Origin of the sequence: Sphingobacterium sp. G1-14 (assembly GCF_002196555.1) — a bacterium.
In the GTDB taxonomy this organism is placed as follows: Bacteria; Bacteroidota; Bacteroidia; order Sphingobacteriales; family Sphingobacteriaceae; genus Sphingobacterium; species Sphingobacterium siyangense.
On the sequence record NZ_CP021381.1, the window covers coordinates 1,959,898 to 1,979,077 of the forward strand.

The 19,180-nt window shown below is 38.5% G+C and carries 15 protein-coding genes and 1 pseudogene; 9 read left to right on the top strand and 7 right to left on the bottom strand.

Translation table 11 applies throughout. The annotated features are described in order from the left end of the window. Positions 1–499: 499 nt before the first annotated feature. The 8 genes from CBM24_RS08160 to CBM24_RS08195 all read left to right on the top strand — a co-directional run bounded on the left by CBM24_RS08160 (position 500) and on the right by CBM24_RS08195 (position 11,086). On the top strand, positions 500–1,567 hold the full coding sequence (locus CBM24_RS08160) for a ComEC/Rec2 family competence protein (protein ID WP_088160834.1): 1,068 nt from the start codon (positions 500–502) through the stop codon (positions 1,565–1,567). After that, positions 1,560–2,873, top strand: a complete 1,314-nt coding sequence (locus CBM24_RS08165) for an ABC-three component system protein (protein ID WP_088160835.1) — start codon at positions 1,560–1,562, stop codon at positions 2,871–2,873. Before CBM24_RS08160 ends, CBM24_RS08165 begins: the two co-directional genes overlap by 8 nt. Further along, on the top strand, positions 2,851–3,408 hold the full coding sequence (locus CBM24_RS08170) for an ABC-three component system middle component 1 (protein ID WP_088160836.1): 558 nt from the start codon (positions 2,851–2,853) through the stop codon (positions 3,406–3,408). The genes CBM24_RS08165 and CBM24_RS08170 overlap by 23 nt, the downstream gene beginning before the upstream one ends. After that, complete coding sequence (locus CBM24_RS08175; RefSeq protein WP_088160837.1) at positions 3,398–6,562, top strand: hypothetical protein; 3,165 nt, start codon at positions 3,398–3,400, stop codon at positions 6,560–6,562. Before CBM24_RS08170 ends, CBM24_RS08175 begins: the two co-directional genes overlap by 11 nt. A 15-nt stretch (positions 6,563–6,577) precedes the next feature. After that, on the top strand, positions 6,578–7,639 hold the full coding sequence (locus CBM24_RS08180) for a restriction endonuclease (RefSeq protein WP_088160838.1): 1,062 nt from the start codon (positions 6,578–6,580) through the stop codon (positions 7,637–7,639). A gap of 837 nt (positions 7,640–8,476) precedes the next feature. After that, on the top strand, positions 8,477–8,956 hold the full coding sequence (locus CBM24_RS08185) for a hypothetical protein (protein WP_088160839.1): 480 nt from the start codon (positions 8,477–8,479) through the stop codon (positions 8,954–8,956). A gap of 218 nt (positions 8,957–9,174) precedes the next feature. Next, a complete protein-coding gene (gene istA, locus CBM24_RS08190; protein WP_232475725.1) occupies positions 9,175–10,707 on the top strand; it encodes an IS21 family transposase in 1,533 nt (510 codons plus the stop codon). Positions 10,708–10,738: 31 nt separating this feature from the next. Continuing rightward, entirely contained in the window at positions 10,739–11,086 is a 348-nt protein-coding gene (locus CBM24_RS08195) for an ATP-binding protein (protein WP_088160841.1), read from the top strand. Between the two features lie 75 nt (positions 11,087–11,161). On the opposite strand, the gene CBM24_RS08200 is transcribed toward CBM24_RS08195, so the two are convergent. From CBM24_RS08200 to CBM24_RS08210, 3 genes are read right to left on the bottom strand one after another with little or no spacing between them, the layout of a single operon-like run. Further along, a complete protein-coding gene (locus CBM24_RS08200) occupies positions 11,162–12,178 on the bottom strand; it encodes a site-specific integrase (protein ID WP_088163413.1) in 1,017 nt (338 codons plus the stop codon). Then, positions 12,165–13,157, bottom strand: coding sequence for a tyrosine-type recombinase/integrase (locus CBM24_RS08205; protein ID WP_088159864.1), 993 nt, complete (start codon positions 13,155–13,157; stop codon positions 12,165–12,167). The genes CBM24_RS08200 and CBM24_RS08205 overlap by 14 nt, the downstream gene beginning before the upstream one ends. Positions 13,158–13,165: 8 nt before the next feature. Beyond that, positions 13,166–14,407 (bottom strand): tyrosine-type recombinase/integrase, encoded by a 1,242-nt coding sequence (locus tag CBM24_RS08210; RefSeq protein WP_088159863.1) that lies wholly within the window; start codon positions 14,405–14,407, stop codon positions 13,166–13,168. A gap of 175 nt (positions 14,408–14,582) precedes the next feature. Here CBM24_RS08210 and CBM24_RS08215 point away from each other — a divergent pair. Then, positions 14,583–14,969 (top strand): annotated as a pseudogene (locus tag CBM24_RS08215) (ATP-binding protein); the annotation flags it as partial. Positions 14,970–15,039: 70 nt separating this feature from the next. On the opposite strand, the gene CBM24_RS08220 reads toward CBM24_RS08215, so the two are convergent. The 4 genes from CBM24_RS08220 to istB form a co-directional block, all read right to left on the bottom strand. Next, entirely contained in the window at positions 15,040–16,068 is a 1,029-nt protein-coding gene (locus tag CBM24_RS08220; RefSeq protein WP_088160843.1) for a tyrosine-type recombinase/integrase, read from the bottom strand. Beyond that, positions 16,055–17,059 (bottom strand): tyrosine-type recombinase/integrase, encoded by a 1,005-nt coding sequence (locus CBM24_RS08225; RefSeq protein ID WP_070568342.1) that lies wholly within the window; start codon positions 17,057–17,059, stop codon positions 16,055–16,057. The genes CBM24_RS08220 and CBM24_RS08225 overlap by 14 nt, the downstream gene beginning before the upstream one ends. Continuing rightward, positions 17,052–18,284 carry a tyrosine-type recombinase/integrase gene (locus tag CBM24_RS08230; protein ID WP_070568339.1) on the bottom strand — a complete coding sequence of 411 codons (1,233 nt, stop codon included), beginning with the start codon at positions 18,282–18,284 and terminating at the stop codon, positions 17,052–17,054. Before CBM24_RS08230 ends, CBM24_RS08225 begins: the two co-directional genes overlap by 8 nt. 123 nt (positions 18,285–18,407) lie before the next feature. Then, on the bottom strand, positions 18,408–19,136 hold the full coding sequence (gene istB, locus CBM24_RS08235; RefSeq protein ID WP_088160844.1) for an IS21-like element helper ATPase IstB: 729 nt from the start codon (positions 19,134–19,136) through the stop codon (positions 18,408–18,410). Between the last annotated feature and the right edge of the window lie 44 nt (positions 19,137–19,180).

The following is a 19,180-nucleotide window of genomic DNA, read 5'->3' on the forward strand; positions in this document are numbered from 1 at the left end:
TTGAAAAATGTATTTTCAAATTTCTGCTGCTTTAGAATACTATTCTGAATCATCATTTATTCTTTTTGACCGAAAAATGAAATGTTGTTTTATTAAATCAATTAGATAATTATTTTTGTATATTACAAATTTAGTTCAGCTCTTTGCAATTTTGTGCATCATGATGTTACTTGGATAAAATCATCATTCAGTCAAGCTAGATGTTTTGTCTGCCGTGTATAATAGTGATCCTAGTTCGCCTCTAGAGAATTGGGTACTAATTCGATGTAAGGTGGCTTTATCAACGTGTTGTAAAACAGGTGAATAGTTTTCCGTGGTTTGAGAAATAATCTTGATTGAGGGTAAATCGAAAATAGCACATTTAAGAAATGAACTTAGGGAGACACAAATAGAAACTTGATGTGTTAAATAGGGCATGTTGACCACAAGAATATTGTACAGCGCACGTTTACACTTATTAAAAAAATCATTGTTATCTTAGTAAACATAAACTTTATTAATGCAAACTAAATTTTTACCAGCCGTCAATGGCGACTGTATTTGGATTTCCTTTTCCGATGAAAACGACCAGATTAGAAACATTATAATAGACGGGGGAACTGCGGAAACTTACTGCGAAAAGGATAAGAAAGGTAAGATTATAATGGGAGCTTTTGGTGATACTGTTGAGCTGATAAGAGATAAAGACCAAAGAATAGATTTGCTAATTTTAACCCATGTTGATAATGATCACATTGAGGGTCTTACTACTTGGTTCGAAAATGATCCCCAAGCGACTGATCTTATAGGAACTGTATTATTTAATTCAGGGCAGTTGATTTTTGAATATTTTAGAAAGCCGGATATATTAGAAAATCATATCATTTTAACGCCCTCTTACGTGACTGATACAGGGATTGTCGAAGGTGTAACTTTTGAAAAAACAATCGGTGATGCCGGAGTTTGGACTAGGAAGATTATTAAGGCTGAACAAGTGATTAAGTTTTATGGGGTTGAATTAAAAATATTATCGCCTGATGAGAGCGGACTTGAAGCTTTGCTAACTAAATGGGAAAAAAAAATGCCTGAAAGTGTGACTTCAAGACCAACAGACTACAAACAAAGCTTACTCTCTCACATTGAAAATGATCTTTTCGTCAAGGATAGATCGCCTCATAATGGCAGTTCAATTGCTTTTGTATTAACTTTTAAGGGTAAAAATATGTTATTTCTCGCAGATGCTCATCCTGAGAAGATCATTGCCGGCCTAAATTATTTTGGCTTTACGGAAAAAAATAAATTGGAATGTGAGTTTGTGAAAATGGCTCATCATGGTAGTAAGTTTAATACTAATGTGGAACTTTTACGTCTTATTGAGTCACCTGTTTATGTGATTAGTAGTGATGGTTCGGGAAGCGCCCTTCCCCATAAACAATGTCTTGCAAGATTGCTTAATGAGAAAAAAACTCTGAGTCTCTACTTTAATTATGACCACTTAGCTGAAGAGATATTTTCTAAAGCAGATTACGTATCATTTCCAAACCTTGAAATATTGCCTATTGATCACGAATTTATAATACATGAATAAGTTACCCATTTTTACTGTCAAGGTGGGATCTGGTAGTGGTTGTTTATTTCAACCAATGTCTGATCAATATTCTTATGTATTAACCGCCAGGCACGTTATTAAAGATTCTCCACTACCCTTATCGATAGTTAGGCAAACTGTTAATGAAGAAGGTGATTTGGTGAACGAAGAACTCGAGATGATAGGGGAACCATACTATCATAACGATTTTAAGAATATTGACGCAGCCATCATAAAAATTCAGAAGGTTGATGATAGTATTACTGAATTGTTGCGATTGGATAAGCCTTTTGCTGCATTGGGAACCTTTGTTTTGGCAGGTCACCCTAATTCAAGAAGTAGAGAGGATTTCTCTTATCGTGACAATAATCTTACTCTTAAGATAAAGAAGCCCTTAAACTACATTGAAGGTGAGTTAGAACGTGTGGCCACGCATAAAGAAATCGTTGGGCAGTCTGGTGGTGGCATAATAAATATAGATAATGGACACTATTATCTTGCTGGAATACAAAAAAAAATGTCTGTTCCAGATGGGCAGGAAACCTTGGGAAGAATCGATTTTATGCCGATGGCTTTCTTTGACGAGATAGTCGCTGTTAATGATGATCTAATAGAGCTGCTGCCTTATTATCTTACCTCCTTCTCGTTATTAAAAAATCAGGTGATGAAGATTGAAAATTGCCTAGTACCAGGAAACGTCGCCTACACCAGGGATTTTTTGAGGAATATCACAGACAAAATTGTCAACAATAATCTTACACCACTATTCGTAAAGAATTTTTTCAATGAAAAATTGCTAATCGGGAATAAGCCAAGTAAAAATGATTTGTTATCAAAAGAACTTTGGATAACTTGGCTCGAGTACCTGATCATCTTAAATTTAGTGAAGGATAACGATATTACCGAAGGCACCTTAGAAGAGAACTTTAATTCCTTTAGGATACTTTTTTCTAACACAACGAAGGACTGGTCTGCACAGTTTAAAGAAATTACACAATCGGATTTTCGTGGCTTGTCACAAAACGGATGCATAATCGTTAGTACAAAATCCAAGCCGGATAAATATATCATCCCATCTAACGCAATAGATGACATTATTCGTGCTAATAATGTTCAAGCAGTGGAGATGCTTATTGATGAAGGGGTCGAACATCCTTTTAAAAGTTATAAATTAATACATCTATATGCTTTTCAAAAGAAATGTATCATTGAAAAGGAAGAAGATTATCGTGATTATAATAGTTTGTCGGAACAGGAATTAATAGCAAAATTAAAAGCAGAATATGAAGAATTGCTCAGACACTGAGAACGTGAAATCCATAGAAAAAATATACCCAGGTGTAAAGGTCGGCCTTTATCAGGTATCCTTTTTGGGTACTATTAACGTATTTACACTGTTGTTTCCAACGGAAAATCTTCTGAAAGAACAATGGAAAGATCTTTACAGCTCCATTGCTGCGTATTTTCAGGCTGACTTGCCCTCTTCTGCCGAATTTGAACGGTGGAATATGTATATTTTCTACGTCTGCCGTGAATCAGTTGAAAAAGAACTGCAATATAAGATTGAAAATGATAGGTTTGCATGCAGGAAAATTGTATTAGGGAATTATAAAGAAGAGGTAAATGACGAGGCAGTGGAAAAAATAATTAGCCATCATATAACAAATACTGATCTGAATATAACAGCGACTGTTCAAAATAAATCGATAACTTTTAAAAAAGATGAACAATTAACAAAGCTGATCAGTACACACAAATTGACCACTACCAAGAAAAATGCCGAAACTGATATTCAAAAAATACTAACTGAACTAGAAGAGAAGTATAATAATGAAGTTTAAAAAAGTTGAAATACAGGCTTTTAGGGCTTATGATAAGGTTGAAAATGGGACTTTCGACTTTTCTGATCAAGAAACTGGCGAAATAGCCGACTTTATTTCTATTTATGCACCAAATGGTTTTGGTAAGACCTCTTTCTATGATGCAGTAGAATGGGGATTTACCAATAACATTAATAGATTTCTCAGGAAGCATGGTAAGAATGCTGATGCTGCAAAAGCCGAAAGAACTTATAAAGCAGATTTCGGAACTAAAGAAAAGCAGCATATTATTCGTAATAAATTTTCCGATCCAGATTTGGAAGGATTCGTAAGACTTTCTACAACTGTTTCCGATAAAACCATTGTAAATACTATTCCTGATGTTCGATCAGGTCAACCGGATTTCAAGTTTAAACTGTCGGAGACAAAGAAAGGTACAGAATATTTTCAAGACGTTTTACTTTCCCAGGAATGGATAGATGCTTTTCTTAAAGAGGATGATTCAAATATACGATATGAGAAATTTATAACCTATTTCGGGGATAAAAATCTGGATGAGTACTATAAAAACGTTGTCGGTTTGATCAAAGCTAACGATGTTAACATCACCAGTTTAAAAACTGAACTTCAAAAATGTCAATTGAAGTTGAATTTTGAAGGTGACAAGGACATTTTAAAGAAGATCAATTCCCATATAGATTTGTTGAATCAGGATAATTTGGGGTTTAGAAGAATAGACACTGATTTCACTGATAAAGACTTTCTAGAATTATCAGATTTAATTGATACTCGAATGTTAAAACTGAACTTTTCACTCGAAAAAGTCATTGAAAATGAAAAGAAAATCGAGAGTTTGTTAATTGGTTCAACAGAAGAAGCTGGTATCGCCGAATATATAGATGCTGCTAAAAAAATAGCGGAAGGAATTAAACAGTTAAATGAGTTTCAAAATACTTTGAAGCAACTGTTAGCGACGAAAACTGATAGAAGCGAGTTGGACAAGATAAATAGGAATCTTGAATCGTTGTCGAAGCTGACATTAGAAGCAAATCAAATCAAATCGGCTTTTGGTAAATACGTTACCCAGATTTTTCAACAAGCTGAAGTTTTGGCTTTATCAAAGGCGGAAGGTGAAAAGCTTGTAAGTGAACAAAATAAATTATTAATATCAGATCTACAGATAAAACGGGGGGATGAACGAATTAAAATAATACTTGCAGAAATTGAGGAAATGCGTCAACAATTCGTAAATCCTGAATTAGAAGAATATACAAGATTAGAATTGATTTCAAAGCAGTCTCAATTTAACAAAGAGTTGGAGGAAATTACTAAAGCTCTGAATGGGAGAAAAGCTGAGAAGAGTGCTTTGTCGAATGGCTTAGCTGAACTTAAACGAGCCCAAAGTTGTTTCATTGAGCATAAATTTTCATTAATTCCACAAGATCTCCGCACAGAATTTGCAAAGCAGATCGCCAGTGCGGAAAAACTCATACAAAGAAGGGAGAAAATTTTGTTCGAAATAGATGGAATTCAACGGGCAATCACCCAGCAGGAATTGTTAAGTGAGGATATCCAGCAGTTTATTTTAAGAGGAGCAGAAATAGTTAATAATGCCAAAAGTAATCACTGTCCACTATGCGATAGTGAATTTGAGTCATTTGAAGATTTGACCTTTGCCATTAATAACAACACTGCACTCAGTCAAGTGATGCAAGCCTTAATTGAAGAAAGATCGAATAAGGGAGAACTTTTGGATGAAATTAGCAATCGTATAGTTTCCGAACTAAAACTTTTGGCAGATCGTATTGATGGTTTGATTAATAACGCAAATTATGAGATTAAAGTGCGAGACGAACTTATTGAAGGACTAGATAATCAAAGCAAAAATTTACAGAAAAAAATTGAAGATAATACCGAAGCATTGGTCAAATGGTCAGCTAAACTACAAGGTTTGACACCAGACCATTTCAATTCGAATAAACAGACCACGATAGATTTGCTAACATCTGAGCTATTAGAATTACAAACTACAACCAAAAACATTAGGGAAGAAATCGCGATAGTAGAGAAATCTATCAACGATCTTAAAAATAGTGTTGCCGAAAGAGAAGAGACATTGAGGCAATTACGGGAGGATTTAGAATACTCGTCTGTTGTATTATTTTTTCGTAAACAATTTCCCGGAAAAGCTATTTCGCTAGAATTATTGGATGAACTTATAGCAAAAATACAAGAAGATCAGAAAAAGGCAGATTCTAGGAAAAGTCATCTCACGAAATCTTTGGAGACATCAAATGGCCAGAATCTTTCCATATTAATAGATGAAGTAAATGCAGATATCGTAAAGCGTGAAAGATTAAATAGTGATTTGTTAAGGGTTATCAACAAATTTGAACAGTCTGCAGAATCTCTTGCGCTAAAATTTGAAAGATCGATCTCTTTAGAACACCTAGAATTCCTCCTAAAAGATGAAATGGCAGATCTTAAAAAACGCATAGAGATGAATAAAGTTACTACGCAAAATTTACTGCTTCTGAAAAGGCTTCAGGAAAACGTAATGCCTTATTTAAATCATCAAAAATTTGTCAAAACAGCAGATGGGTTAGAAAAACGTATTAAGTTACTACGGGATAAAATCGGGAAAAATTTATGTGTAGAAAGAGATCGAATATCCAAATTTATACATGAACAGGTAGAATCTTTCTTTTATGAGGATCTGATAAATGTGCTCTACCGAAAAGTTGATCCACACCCTGAATATAAGAAAATCAAATTTAAATGTGATTTTAGTAATGACAAGCCTAAGTTAAATGTTTTTGTAACTGGAGAAAATGGAGATAACCCGCTGGTGCCAAATTTGTACTTCAGTACGGCACAAATGAATATTCTAAGTCTCAGTATTTTTTTAGCGAAAGCATTAAATGCTGAGGATAATGATGGAAATCCTGTAAATTGTATTTTTATTGACGATCCAATTCAATCAATGGATAGCATTAATATTTTGTCAACAATAGATTTATTCAGAAGTATTGTTGTCAAATTCAACAAGCAGATTATTCTGTCCACTCATGATGAAAACTTTCATAACTTACTTAGAAGAAAAATACCGGCGTCGCTGTTCAACGCAAAATATATTGAGTTAGAGACCTTCGGAACTGTTCGATCAACTTATTAACGATTAATATTGTTCATGCAACCTACAAAAACGACGAATAGGCTACATTTTTCAGACCTTGATCCTTTAAGATTTGAGGATATCTGCTTTATGTTGGTAAATGCTAAATGTAAGGGAATAAAACTGGAACATACTGGTCGCACTGGAAATGATTCAGGAATAGATATTAAAGGAAATATTACGCTACCTTCTGGTAAATCTGATGTTTGGATAATCCAATGCAAAAGACAAAAAAGTATTTCTGGAAATGAATTAAAAGTAATTGTTGATCTTATTGAAGCAAGTGGAGTATCACACGATAAGCTTTTGATAATTGTATCTTGCGATGTGTCGAAAAGAAATCGAGAAATTCTGGAGGTACATTGTAAATCTAGGGGAATTGCCATTCCCGAAATTTGGACCGCTACAAATTTGGAAACTTATCTTTATGAGTATCCAAAAATACTTAAAGTGGCATTTGGTATTGACAAAGAAAAAGAAATAAAGAAAAATGTTCAACGGCTAAATCGGGGCTTGAAGATGAAGGAACGGCTGCTGAAAGCGATTATAGATCATAAATTTATTAAAGCCCCAGCTAATGGAAATTCCTTGATAAATAAACCTAGTTCGAAATTTATTTGTGAGGAAGTTTATATTAGGGCAGTGGATGATATTACTTACGGTACAGGAGTCTCCAGTCCATCGGGAACGTTTAATACATCTTACCGAACGTTTTTTCATGATATATATTTTAATGGTGTCGAATTTCTACTAAATGCAGGTATAGGTTCGTTTGTTATCATGGATGATGATGGTTACTGGGAGCCAGTACATACTTTTTCTGATCCGGGGCTCAAGCAGGCTAAATATAAGGTTATACCTGCAAAAATGATCGGCCGCATTCCTTATCATAGAATCGTTAATTTCATTAAGGACGGTGATGAATATACCTCATGTCCGCATCTTTTTTGCCAGTTTGACGGTTTGGACGGAATGCCTTATGAAGAAATTTACTACAAGGAAGACCATTACAAAACTGGCGGGATTGGTTGGGATTTTGATCGTAAAATGCAGACAGTGTTTGGTCCCGAAAGTTAAAATCTATAATCTGTAAGTTTGTCTTGTTAAATAATATTCTTCTCTGGCAGGGAGAAATCTGAAATACTCACTTAAATGTGATTGGGATTTCCGCCGTGCTAATACGATTGCTTTCTTTTGATGGGTGCTGTCTCCTTTACAAGGGAAGTCGACAATGGTATATTTGTCCCCCTTTGCGAAATTTAGATGTCAATATAAGTGTTTTATTTTCAGTAGTATGTGTTTCGGACGTGGTGTCTAAGACATTGCTCAAATTACCTAACTTATGACTGAGCCTAGTATAGGCTTTTGGTTGGCGGCACTAAATAGATAATTAATTTCATTAGACGCTTCATTCAATTATCCCAAACTTAATGATAATGAAATAATAAATCCTTAAGATTAGCTATCTTGATTTTATCAAATATTTCCAAATTTACACTCAGGCCTTAATATGAAGCTATTCTTCGTCTATTCGGTAGGTAATGTTTGAGAAAAAAAATCAGTGCTTCCATAGGATAAAAATGCTAAAATAAATTATATATTATTTTTAAGAAACAATGCGATTGAAATTGCAAAGTATTGGACAGTTTTAATATTTCTGATATAGATTGAGTATTTTAGCTCCTATGAAACCTACTAAATATTTTTCTTCGGTTCTACTTCGATTTCGTTCTCATGATAGATTTCTTTATCGCTTTGCTGATAGAAATGAACTGGATGGATTTTTTACAGAAATAACCGAAAGATTGAGGAATTGTATGATCTATTTAATTTGCAGTAGGCCTATAATCTCGATTGTACCAGAAACATTTAAGAAAGATGGTGATCAATTTAAATTTGACTTGAAATTTCGAAATGATGGTGCTGAAACCCCCGGGATTAATAGCAGATTTTGGAGGCCGGGTAAAAGTTTCAGCTTATCCCTATAACTCTATTTTAAACTATGATGAAAATGGAAATCTTGTTTCAACAACCCTAATATCAAATTTTGTTCATTTATTGCAGGGAATTCCAGATGTAATCTCAAACCATGAAGTCCTTTACGTTGGAAAAGGAACATCTGATTGCGCTATTGATAGACTTGACGGACACTCAACTTTGGAACGTATTTTGGCTAATGTTTTAAGGAGGTTGCAATTATTATATATAATTTCAAGATGCAGAAGGATATTCTCCAAATTCCGAATATTGGAAAATATGCTGAAATACGTGGGCCAAAGGCTAAAGCACATTTTGAATGCATATACCGGAGCATGCTGCCCCCCTGATTCCGGACATAATTTAGGATATCATGTTTGTTTAAGCGCTGCTATCGCATGGCATTCCGTCAGATAATGACCCCTTTGTTGTTCAATCAGTATGATATTTGGAGGCATTTTTACCTCTCCAAGTAATATCTTTCTGTTTAACAACTTATATTCCGGAGCATATTGACCCCTCTAGCACTTTGGGAGCTCCTAGATTCCGGAAGATGTTGACCCCTTGTCTGGGTTCTGATTTTGGTTTTACTTTTGGGAAAATGATATTACCCAATGGCCGGAAAAACCAGACCCATGAGTCAGATAAAACAGATGATCAGGCTGCACCAGCAAGGCTATGCTATAAAAGCTATAGCGCGCAGCCTTAGTATAAGTAAGAATACCGTAAAGTCCTATCTCTTTAAGATAGGTGAGGCAAAGTTAAACATGACCGACCTTCTGGCTGTGGAAGATCCCGTGCTGGAAGGTCTGCTGCATTCAGGTAATCCGGCCTATCGTGACCCTAGGTTCGAGGATCTCAAAGAGCGTTTGCCACATCTGGAGAAAGAACTTAAAAGAGTTGGCGTAACGCGTAAACTGCTTTGGGAAGAATACAAAGTATCTTATGCCCAGGGGTATGGTTACTCTCAGTTCTGTTATCACTTTTCACAGCTAAGTGTTTCTTCCCGTTCAGGAACCATGGTAATGCAACATGAAGCTGCAGACAAGCTCTATATCGACTTCTCCGGCAAGAAGTTGCATTATATTGATATTGAGACAGGTGAACTTATTAATTGCGAGGTATTTGTCGCCTGTCTTCCTTATTCCAATTACTGTTATGCAAAAGCTGTGCGTAGCCAAACAATCCCTGATTTTATTGGAGCGCTGAACGATTGCCTGTGGTTCCTGGGCGGAGTTCCCAAGGCACTGGTACCGGATAATCTAAAGTCGGCTGTAACCAAGAGCGATCGTTATGAACCTGATATCAACAGAAGTATGGAAGATCTGGCCAATCACTACGATACCGTTGTGGTTCCTGCTCGGGCAGGAAAGCCAAGGGACAAAAGTGCTGTTGAGAACCATGTCAAAATCGTCTACACACAGGTATTCGCACGATTACGCAACCGTAGGTTCTTTGACCTAGAATCGCTCAATGAAGCCATCACCTCGTGCATAGACAAGCTCAACCAGACACGAATGCAAAACCGCAGTTACTGCCGTCAGGAACGCTTTATCAGCAGTGAAAAGCATCTATTGGGCAAACTTCCTGCGAGCCGCTTTGAGCTGAAGCACTATACCGAGCTTAAAGTGGCTGACAACGGCCATATTTACTTGGGCCGCGACCGTCACTCTTATAGTGTACCGCATATCTACCGCAGGAAAAAAGCGCAGGTCGTATACACTGATCGTATGGTCTACATCTTTGTGCAAGGCAATCAGGTAGCTGTACATCAGCGTAGCCTGCGTCCAAACTCATATACCACCAACCCAGAACATCTAGAGTCCAGTCATCGTGAATACATGGATATTAGTCCTGAAAAATATCGCAAGAAAGCTTCTGAGATATCCCATTCATTCGAGCAGCTTATCATAGCGATATTCAATCAAAAGGGACGTTATCCCGAGCAGCTCTACCGTACCTGTGATGGGCTGTTTCGTTTGCAACGTACTTACTCCGCAGCCATGTTCGATAAGGCCTGCAACATGGCTGTAGAAAACAGCATGTTCAGTTCTAAATCGGTTGGAAATATGCTGGCCAGCGGTATGGCGGGATGGAATGAACCTCAAGAAAATGAAATGCCAATGCCTCATCATAACAACATCAGAGGTGCAGGTTATTATAGTTAACAGAACCATTAAATGATAAAATAGATATAAAATGAACATTGAAAAACACCTAAAAATGCTTCGTCTGAATGGCATGGAGCAACATTGGAGAGCGATGAAAGAAACACGCCAACATGGCACACTGAACTTTGAGCAAGGGCTGGAGATGCTTTTGCAGTCTGAAGTCGATGATCGTGAGAGTAAACGCTATGACAGGTTGAAAAAGAATGCTGCATTCCGCTATCAGGCCTCTATTGAAGAAATCAATATGGATGCCACTCGAGGTATTGACCACTCGCTTATTACCGATCTTGCAACTGGGGGTTATATGGAGAAAGCCGAACCAATCATTATCACAGGGGCAGCTGGCTGTGGAAATGTAAACCATATGATAATGTAAAGCAGAAAGTTTTTTATACTTAGTATCCTTATGTTAAGCTTTTATCATTCAATCCACTTTACATTATATTAGCCTTTATCTAAAGGCCTTCAGCCACTCCAAAAGGTCATTATTTTCAACCCACTCAGGTATTTCCTTGGAAACCACATCTACATACGCTTTTTCTATAGCTTCTCTTTTTTGTTGTGAATCGGCACGGGCATATATTTCCGTAGTTTGAACGGATTCATGTCCCAGGAAGTCTCTTATATAAACGAGATGTACTCCAGACTGCAAAAGATGCATCGCCTTAGAATGTCTTAATGAATGGCAGCTTATCTTTTCTGGTATAAGTCCTGGATTCTTGTTCCTGGCCATGCAGGCGTACTTTTTCAGTATGCAGTTGATTCCTGCCCTAGTCAGTTTTTCTCTGCGACTGTTACAGAACAAGGGGGATGTGCGCATTTGCGGTTCCAGTAAGTGGTTTTCATCCATATATCTTTTTATATGAACAATCGCCTCATCCATCAAAGGAATTACCCTGGCCTTGTTTCCCTTACCAGTAATCTTCATTGTAAAGGGTTTATCTAATCGGATAAAGGATGGTTCCGCATCAATTATCTCCTGTACCCGGGCAGCGCAATCATACATCAAGGCCAGCATGGAAAGATCCCTTCTTCCTTTACGACTAGAGGTGTCAGGTTGTTCCAATAGGAGCTTAAGACCCTCTACAGAAAGATAACTGACAGCATTTTTTGCGATCTTCTTAACTTTTATGGAGAGGATACGTTGCCATTCTGCCATGTGATCTGGCTGCTGGTATTGCATAAAACTGAAGAAGGAATGTAATGCGGCCAGCCGCACATTTCGGGTAGCAGCGGAGGATTTTCTTTCTGACTGCAGCCAATCAAGGAACTCTACAACTATTTCTTTAGTAATATCGCTCAATACCAATTTGGAAACACGTATTTTTTTTACCTGCTCAATAAATGAGATAAACAGAATAAAGGTAAACCTGTAGGATGATATCGTATGGTTACTCATTCCACGTTCTCCCGGAAGATAGCGTGAAAGAAAGTTAGTCAGATGTCGGGAAAAGTCAGTCGGTTTCATGATCATCTTGGTTTAGGTGAAGCAAAGGGAATACACTGGCGGATAAGTCGGTTGATTTTTTGATGAGGTATGGATACATTTCAGCAGTTAAACGTACGTAACCATCTGTCGCTTCAAGAGATTGGTGCCCAAGATAGGTCGATAATAGAGGCATAGAGTGATACAGATCAAGTCCCTCTCTTGCCATTGTTGCTAGGGAGTGAACGCTGAAAGTATGACGCAGATCATGTAGTCTAGGGCCTTTTCCTCTTCCTCCGTGAGATATGCCTGCCCACCAGATAATCTTTCTGAACCATTTATAAGAAGTATACTGATTCAATGGGGTCCCATCGGGCAGCATGAATATTCTCTCTGTTTTATCAGCTCCAGTAAACAGGGATCGGTAGGTTAGATAGTCTTTGCATACATCATTTAGGGAGTCTGACATTGGTACCATCCTGTCTTTTCCATTTTTGGTTTTTCTTAGTACAAGGTATTTCTCAGCAAGGTTTATATCATTGTATGACAAGTAAAGAGCCTCGTTGATCCTTATTCCTGTACCATAAAGTAGTCTTATCAAAAAAGGGATCTGGAATACTCCGGAATTACGGTTACGGCAGGATGGTGAAAGCCCGTCGCAAACGGCAAAGATGGCTTGAATTTCATCCTGTGAAAAGATGTAGGGAATGAACGTACGGCTTAGTTTTGGAAGCCTGGGGATATAAGATCTCAGCCCTAAATCACATAGGAATTGGGCAAACTGCCTTAATATCTGCATTCTGTTATACCGGGTCTTTTCTGATTCATTAGGTCTTATTTCAGCATATTTACTAGTAAGTTCTTTTGTGATAGGAACTTCAGTGACATCCTCTCTCAACGCCAAGTTATCCAGCAACCTTAGTGCATTTCCTCCGTCTTTATATTTGTAGCCAAGGCTGTTTTTTAAAGCTATAAATTTCACAATGTAGGGCCCATACAGGCTATAATAGATTCTGTTCATAGCTTACCTCACTTCTGTTTATAAAACGACACTGGAACTAGGGGAACTTCAATTGCACATTTTTTTAGGGAGTCCTTGTCAATACGCAAATACAGCATAGTTGATTCCATAGAACTGTGCCCCAAGGCTTCTGATATGATTGGCAACGGTAATTTTTCTCTCAGAAGGGCGCTGGCGAAGCTATGACGTAGGGAATGGGGGCCATGCCTCCGGTTAGAATAGTTTATTTTAGATAGCGTCATATATTTTCGAACCATATTGCCCATATCTGTGGAATGGATTCTTTCATAAGGAGCCTGTACGTGAATAAAACAATGATTATCCTTGGTAACGGGACGGCCATATCTAAGGTAATCTACGATGGCGTTGCCAACCTCCGCCAAGAGCGGAAGCTCTAATGCTTTTCCTGTTTTGTACTGAATGATCTGGATGATGTTTTGTTCCCAAATGATATTATCAAAGGTCAGTTCACATATATCTGAAGCTCTAAGACCTAACCTAATTGCTAATAGCAACATGGCGTAATCCCGTTTCCCCTTTGGATTACCACGATCTACTGATTTTAACAGGGCTGCTATCTCCTGATCTGTAAATGTGGATGGCAACTTAGGCTGCTGCTTATAATTGTCCTTGGGAATAATTCTGGAGTAATCCAAGGACAACGTATTATTCTCGTACAGATGTTTGAAATAGTTCCGCAGGATATTCAGTGACACATACCTGTTTGCCGGTTTATTGGCATTCATTTGCTCTACATAAAGCAAGACTTCTGAAGCTTTTATCGCTTTTAGATTGATCTTATTTCTATGTATATAGTTGCAAAATGCATAAAGATGGAAAATATAAGATCCAATAGTGTTTTCTGATAAGCCTAACACAACCTGCTTATAATTAATGAAGGCTTTGATGCTTGCTGCAGCTGATCCACGAAACTCTTTAGGGCGATGTTTTCTTGCCCCCATAAACAGCCGGCCTGTTTTCTGAAACTCTCCGAGGGCCTCAGTTATATTTATTAGATCCCTTTTTTTCCTATCAAGCTGATAATAATCGTAATCTCCAAGTTCATGTTTTAAGTACGCCTGTTCTACTGCTGGATTGTAGTATTTAAGCTTTTGAGCAGACATGAAATCTTTTATTCTTTGCCATATGCGCTTATAACGCTTTAGGCTTCCTTCTGTGCGATAGATGCTTCTCATGTAATTAAAGAAGTCGTTCATCAAATCATCCACTGTTTGTTTTTTTGTATTCATGATATATTGTTTACAGACAATAACATCATGATGATGAGAAATGTAATGTAAAGTAAACTTTAGACAATCCCATACCGTTTAAAGGTTCTGGTTATACATTAGCAAATTACTTTACATTATCATATGGTTTACATTTCCTGTGTAATGTAAAAGTTTACATTACACAGGAAAATCTTTTATGGCCTCCGCTTTCGGATTGAAGGCTTGTGCACAGGGAAAAAGAGTGGCTTATTACAATCTGCAGAAGCTATTGCAACGTTCAAAAATGGCAAGATTGGAAGGAAGCCTACAAAAACTTATGGACAGACTAGCCAAAACGGACCTTCTCATCCTGGATGACTTCGGTATTGTGCGACTGGAACAACAGCAACGGTTGGATCTCATGGAGATCTTTGAGGACAGACATGGCAGAAAGGCTACCATCATAGCAAGTCAATTACCCGTGGCAAGTTGGTATGATATAATCGGTGAGGATACTATTGCCGATGCAATACTAGATAGAATTGTCCATGTGTCTCACAGGATTGAACTTAAAGGCTATGACAACAATATGGATATGTAAAGTCCATTGAAAGGTACATTGATTCACAGAGCATTGCGTTACGGCTTTACATTTGGACTTTACATAATCGTTATTTCTTACCCAGCCCTTTCAGCCAAGTTATCAAGTTACTGTTATCGATCCATTCTCCGGTAACCTGGTTAGGTGTAAGGCATTCCGATGCCTGTTCTATAGCCTCTCTTTTCTGTTTTGAGTCGGCCCTTGCATATATCTCTGTGGTCTGGACCGAGGTATGCCCCAAAAGATCCCTTATCCAAACCAGATTTACACCAGATTGCAACAGGTGGATTGCGCGACTATGCCTTAACTGATGGCAACTGGTAACCTCGGGAATAAGATTAGAATCGTATATACGGGCCATATCTGCATATTTCTTTAAGATATAAGTTATACCGGCTCTGGTGAGTTTATTCCCCGCGCTATTACAAAAGATCGGTCTTTTTATATCAATCTCGTAGTAAACATTGTACCTTTCCATATACTTCTTGAGTATTACGACGACATGCTCAGAAAGCGGTACTATTCTCACTTTTCTTCCTTTTCCATATACCTTGATCGAGTATGGCTGATACTGTATTCGCATTGACACTACCGTCAGGTCAGCCAGTTCCTGTACCCGACAACCTGTATCATACATCAAAGCAAGGACCGTAAGGTGTCTCAGCCCTTGATAAGATGCACTATCCGGTTGTTCAAGTAGAAGCTTTATTCCTTCTTTTGTAAAGTATACCGGGGTAGGATGTGCTTTTTTCAGATTTCCAATCTTCAGGACTTTTTGCCACTGATCCAGGTATTCGATGCTATCATACTGAAGATATGCTACAAAGGAATGTATCGCTGCCAATCTATTATTGCGCGTCGCAATACTGTTTCCCTGCCGCTCAATCAGCCATCGTAGATATTCAACCACATTATCCCTATTAATATCTGACAAAATCGCATTTTCAATCTTTATCTGTTTCTCATCCCTCAAGAAGGAAAAAAAGGAGACAAAACCATCGCGGTACGCGGATATGGTATTGGGGCTGACGTTTCGCTCGTGCGGAAGATACACACCAAGGAAACCTGTGATATATTTTGCTATGTTATTCGTTGCCATCTTTTTGGGGATATATAAATTCATTGAGGGAAATACACATTTCCAATAGTTCGGGATATTCGTTGCAGGTGAGTCTCACATATTCTTCGGTGGATGTAAGAGACTTGTGTCCCAGACAAGCAGCCAGTAATGGAAGGGCAGTGTACACATCAAGCCCTTTTCTTATCATTTTTGCAAGAGAATGCGTTGCCATGGTGTGTCTTATATCATGCACCCGAGGACCAAAGCATTCACCTTTATATGCAATTCCACATTTCGTATATACCTTTTTGAACCAGTTGTATGCGTTGGCGGAAGACACGGCTGTACCATTCAATTTAATGAAGAATGGACGTTCGCTATCAGTAACGCCTTTTACGGGGAGCATGCTCCTGTAATGTAAATATTTCAGAAGGGCCTCCTTTAAAGAGCTGCATATGGGAACCAGGCGTTCTTCTCCATTTTTAGTATTGCCCCAAGTGCCAACCCTTAATACATTCCTGTCGGGATCCACATCCTTGTTTCGCAGCGAGGTTGCTTCTGTGATTCTTAGGCCTGTACTATATAAAAGTCGAAAAAGACAGGGTAGGGATATAATTGGGTCATCTTTTCGATGGCTTCCTCGCTGAAGCCCGTCAGATTCCCGGAATATGGCCAGCATCTGCTCTTCAGTGAAGATATAGGGTACAAAACCACGATCGTTCGTACATTTTGGCAAAGGCATGATATATGATTTAACCCCGTGCTCATTCATGTATTTCGCCAGTTGGGCCAGACGGGAGCATTTTCCATAGAATGTTCTACTACAATCATTTTCCCTGGACTTTGCCCAGGCACCTATCAGATCTTTCGTGATAACTGGATTTGATAAACCATATATTATGGTGAACTCGTCAAACTCTTTGTAAGTCCATTTGGTTGATAGCACGGTGGACCCACAGGATTCTTTGATCCGGATCAGGGCTTTCATATAAGGAGCCAATACTCCCCGATAGTCAAATGGATCAGTCATAGAACCACCCTCCTCTCTGCGTATAAAAGCAATCGCTGGATTCCGGAACATCTAGTACGCATCCCAGCATATGTGACAGGTCTATCCGGACATAGGTTCTTGTTGTATCTGCTTCGGAGTGACCCAGTGTTTCCGATATAATTGAGATTGGCGTGGATTTGTCCAGCATTCTTTGCGCCAGACTGAATCTCAATGCATGCCCTCCATGATGCCTGTTCCCGAATTCGATTCCAGAAGACTTAAAAACAATTAAGATGGCTCCATGAACCGCTCCTCCATTAAGTGCCCCATATGGAGGACGACAACTTAAAAACACTTTGTCTGACATGGATTTTGGGCGTGCATACCGAACATAGTCGATAATGGCATTACCAACTATAGGTAAAAGTGGAAGTGTCAATGGATTTCCGGTCTTATATTGCACAAGCGTTATTTTATTGGTTTCCCAATTTATGTCGCTAAAACTCAAATTGGCTATATCCGAGACGCGCAGCCCTAGACGGGAGCATAATAATAGCATAGCATAGTTGCGTTTTCCAATATTGCTTGAACGGGAAATCGATGTCTCTATCTTCTGTACTTCATCTGGAGCATAGAACGAAGGGGCCTTTACACGCTTGATTTTTTTACCAAGTGATTTTAGCATATAGGAATAGTCCTTTGCAATTATATTTTCGCGGAAGAGAAATAATAGAAAGCGGCGCGTAGTATCAATATACTCCTTCTGTTGATATTCGCGACTCTCAACATACCTCACTATATCTTCTTCGGTTATTCCCGAACGATTGTCTATTCCCAGTTCGAGTAGATATTCTATAAAGTTGCTCATTGTTTTTCTGTAACGCTGAAGTGTCTTCTTCTCATTTAAGCCCAGGGATTTCAAGTATTCAAGATACTGAATAGCGGCGGCGCCGATGTCACCCCGTAAGGGATGTTGTACCACATGCTGTCTTCTCCCTCCCAGATTGCTATCCAACAAAACATGGGTCAACACTTCAATACTTTTAATAAGGTCGCGATGATGGAATGTAACGTTGAAACCATCACGGCACGTCAGCATATATTCGTTGCCGACGTTTTCGTCGTAGTCAACCAAGCCTCTTGAGTGCATATAAACAAGGATGCCTTTCTTCCACAACCAATTATAGGTGTAGATACGACTGCCTGAATATCTGGCCTCTTTTAAAAGTTGGTTAGTACGTTCAATAAGATTTTGAATTTCCATAACTTTTACTATTTATGTTGATATATTGTAATATGCAACACTAACGTTATGGAAAGCAATTATGTGTAGTCGTATTAATAATTGGCTATAAATGAATTTTGAGAAGAGATCTGATAATGGACTTTACATATCCATATTGTTGTCATAGCCTGTGAGGTTTATCACTTCGCATCGGAACAATATCCGATCTAAAAGTGCCGTTGCAATAACTTCATCCTCCAGCATTTTAGCCCATTCTGTCGGCTTCTTGTTTGTCGTAACAATGATCGAAGTAGATTCGTAGATCTGGTTGATGAAATTGAAGAAAGCGACCGCGACATTTTTTTCCAGCGGGAACAGCATGACATCATCAATAACGATGAGGCTCGCCCGCAGCATTTTTTTGTATTCAGCAGCCTGTGAACGTACAAAGTCCCTTGTCTTTAAGGTAGAAACGATCTCTTCCATCGTTCTGAAATACACATGATAACCTGCCTTGACAGCGTCTCTTGCCAGGCCTGCTGCAAGCATTGTTTTTCCAGTTCCACTGGGTCCCATCAGCACGAGATTAAACAGCTGGTCGATCCAGTTAAGTTCCCGTAGTGCAGCGAGCCGTTTGTCGGTAAGCCCGTTACGTTTGGCTTCGTAGAGCGAGAGGTCGTTGTTTTTTGGCAGAGAAGCAGATGTCATCCGTCTGCTCTCATCCCTTTGCCGGCGGTGCTGCTGCTCGGCCCTGAAAAGACGGGAGAGTAGCTCCAGATAGCCTATCTGCTCATTTTCTGCCCCCGATAAGATATCATCCAGGCCGGCAGCTATCGCTGAAAGCCTGAAGTCGGCGCAGAGTTGTTTTACCTGTTGTTTTTGATTGTCCATAGTTATTGCCTGATAAGATTTATATATCCCTGTCGAAGCAACGA

What these genes read in the sequence shown, in the direction of transcription:
- CBM24_RS08160 (WP_088160834.1), top strand. Translation starts at nt 500, where the DNA reads ATGCAAACTAAATTTTTACCAGCCGTCAATGGCGACTGTATTTGGATT.
- CBM24_RS08170 (WP_088160836.1), top strand. Translation starts at nt 2,851, where the DNA reads ATGAAGAATTGCTCAGACACTGAGAACGTGAAATCCATAGAAAAAATA.
- CBM24_RS08220 (WP_088160843.1), bottom strand. Translation starts at nt 16,068, where the DNA reads ATGGCAACGAATAACATAGCAAAATATATCACAGGTTTCCTTGGTGTG.
- istA (WP_232475725.1), top strand. Translation starts at nt 9,175, where the DNA reads ATGAGTCAGATAAAACAGATGATCAGGCTGCACCAGCAAGGCTATGCT.
- CBM24_RS08175 (WP_088160837.1), top strand. Translation starts at nt 3,398, where the DNA reads ATGAAGTTTAAAAAAGTTGAAATACAGGCTTTTAGGGCTTATGATAAG.
- CBM24_RS08185 (WP_088160839.1), top strand. Translation starts at nt 8,477, where the DNA reads ATGATGGTGCTGAAACCCCCGGGATTAATAGCAGATTTTGGAGGCCGG.
- CBM24_RS08210 (WP_088159863.1), bottom strand. Translation starts at nt 14,407, where the DNA reads ATGAATACAAAAAAACAAACAGTGGATGATTTGATGAACGACTTCTTT.
- CBM24_RS08180 (WP_088160838.1), top strand. Translation starts at nt 6,578, where the DNA reads ATGCAACCTACAAAAACGACGAATAGGCTACATTTTTCAGACCTTGAT.
- istB (WP_088160844.1), bottom strand. Translation starts at nt 19,136, where the DNA reads ATGGACAATCAAAAACAACAGGTAAAACAACTCTGCGCCGACTTCAGG.
- CBM24_RS08195 (WP_088160841.1), top strand. Translation starts at nt 10,739, where the DNA reads ATGAACATTGAAAAACACCTAAAAATGCTTCGTCTGAATGGCATGGAG.
- CBM24_RS08225 (WP_070568342.1), bottom strand. Translation starts at nt 17,059, where the DNA reads ATGACTGATCCATTTGACTATCGGGGAGTATTGGCTCCTTATATGAAA.
- CBM24_RS08200 (WP_088163413.1), bottom strand. Translation starts at nt 12,178, where the DNA reads ATGAAACCGACTGACTTTTCCCGACATCTGACTAACTTTCTTTCACGC.
- CBM24_RS08165 (WP_088160835.1), top strand. Translation starts at nt 1,560, where the DNA reads ATGAATAAGTTACCCATTTTTACTGTCAAGGTGGGATCTGGTAGTGGT.
- CBM24_RS08230 (WP_070568339.1), bottom strand. Translation starts at nt 18,284, where the DNA reads ATGGAAATTCAAAATCTTATTGAACGTACTAACCAACTTTTAAAAGAG.
- CBM24_RS08205 (WP_088159864.1), bottom strand. Translation starts at nt 13,157, where the DNA reads ATGAACAGAATCTATTATAGCCTGTATGGGCCCTACATTGTGAAATTT.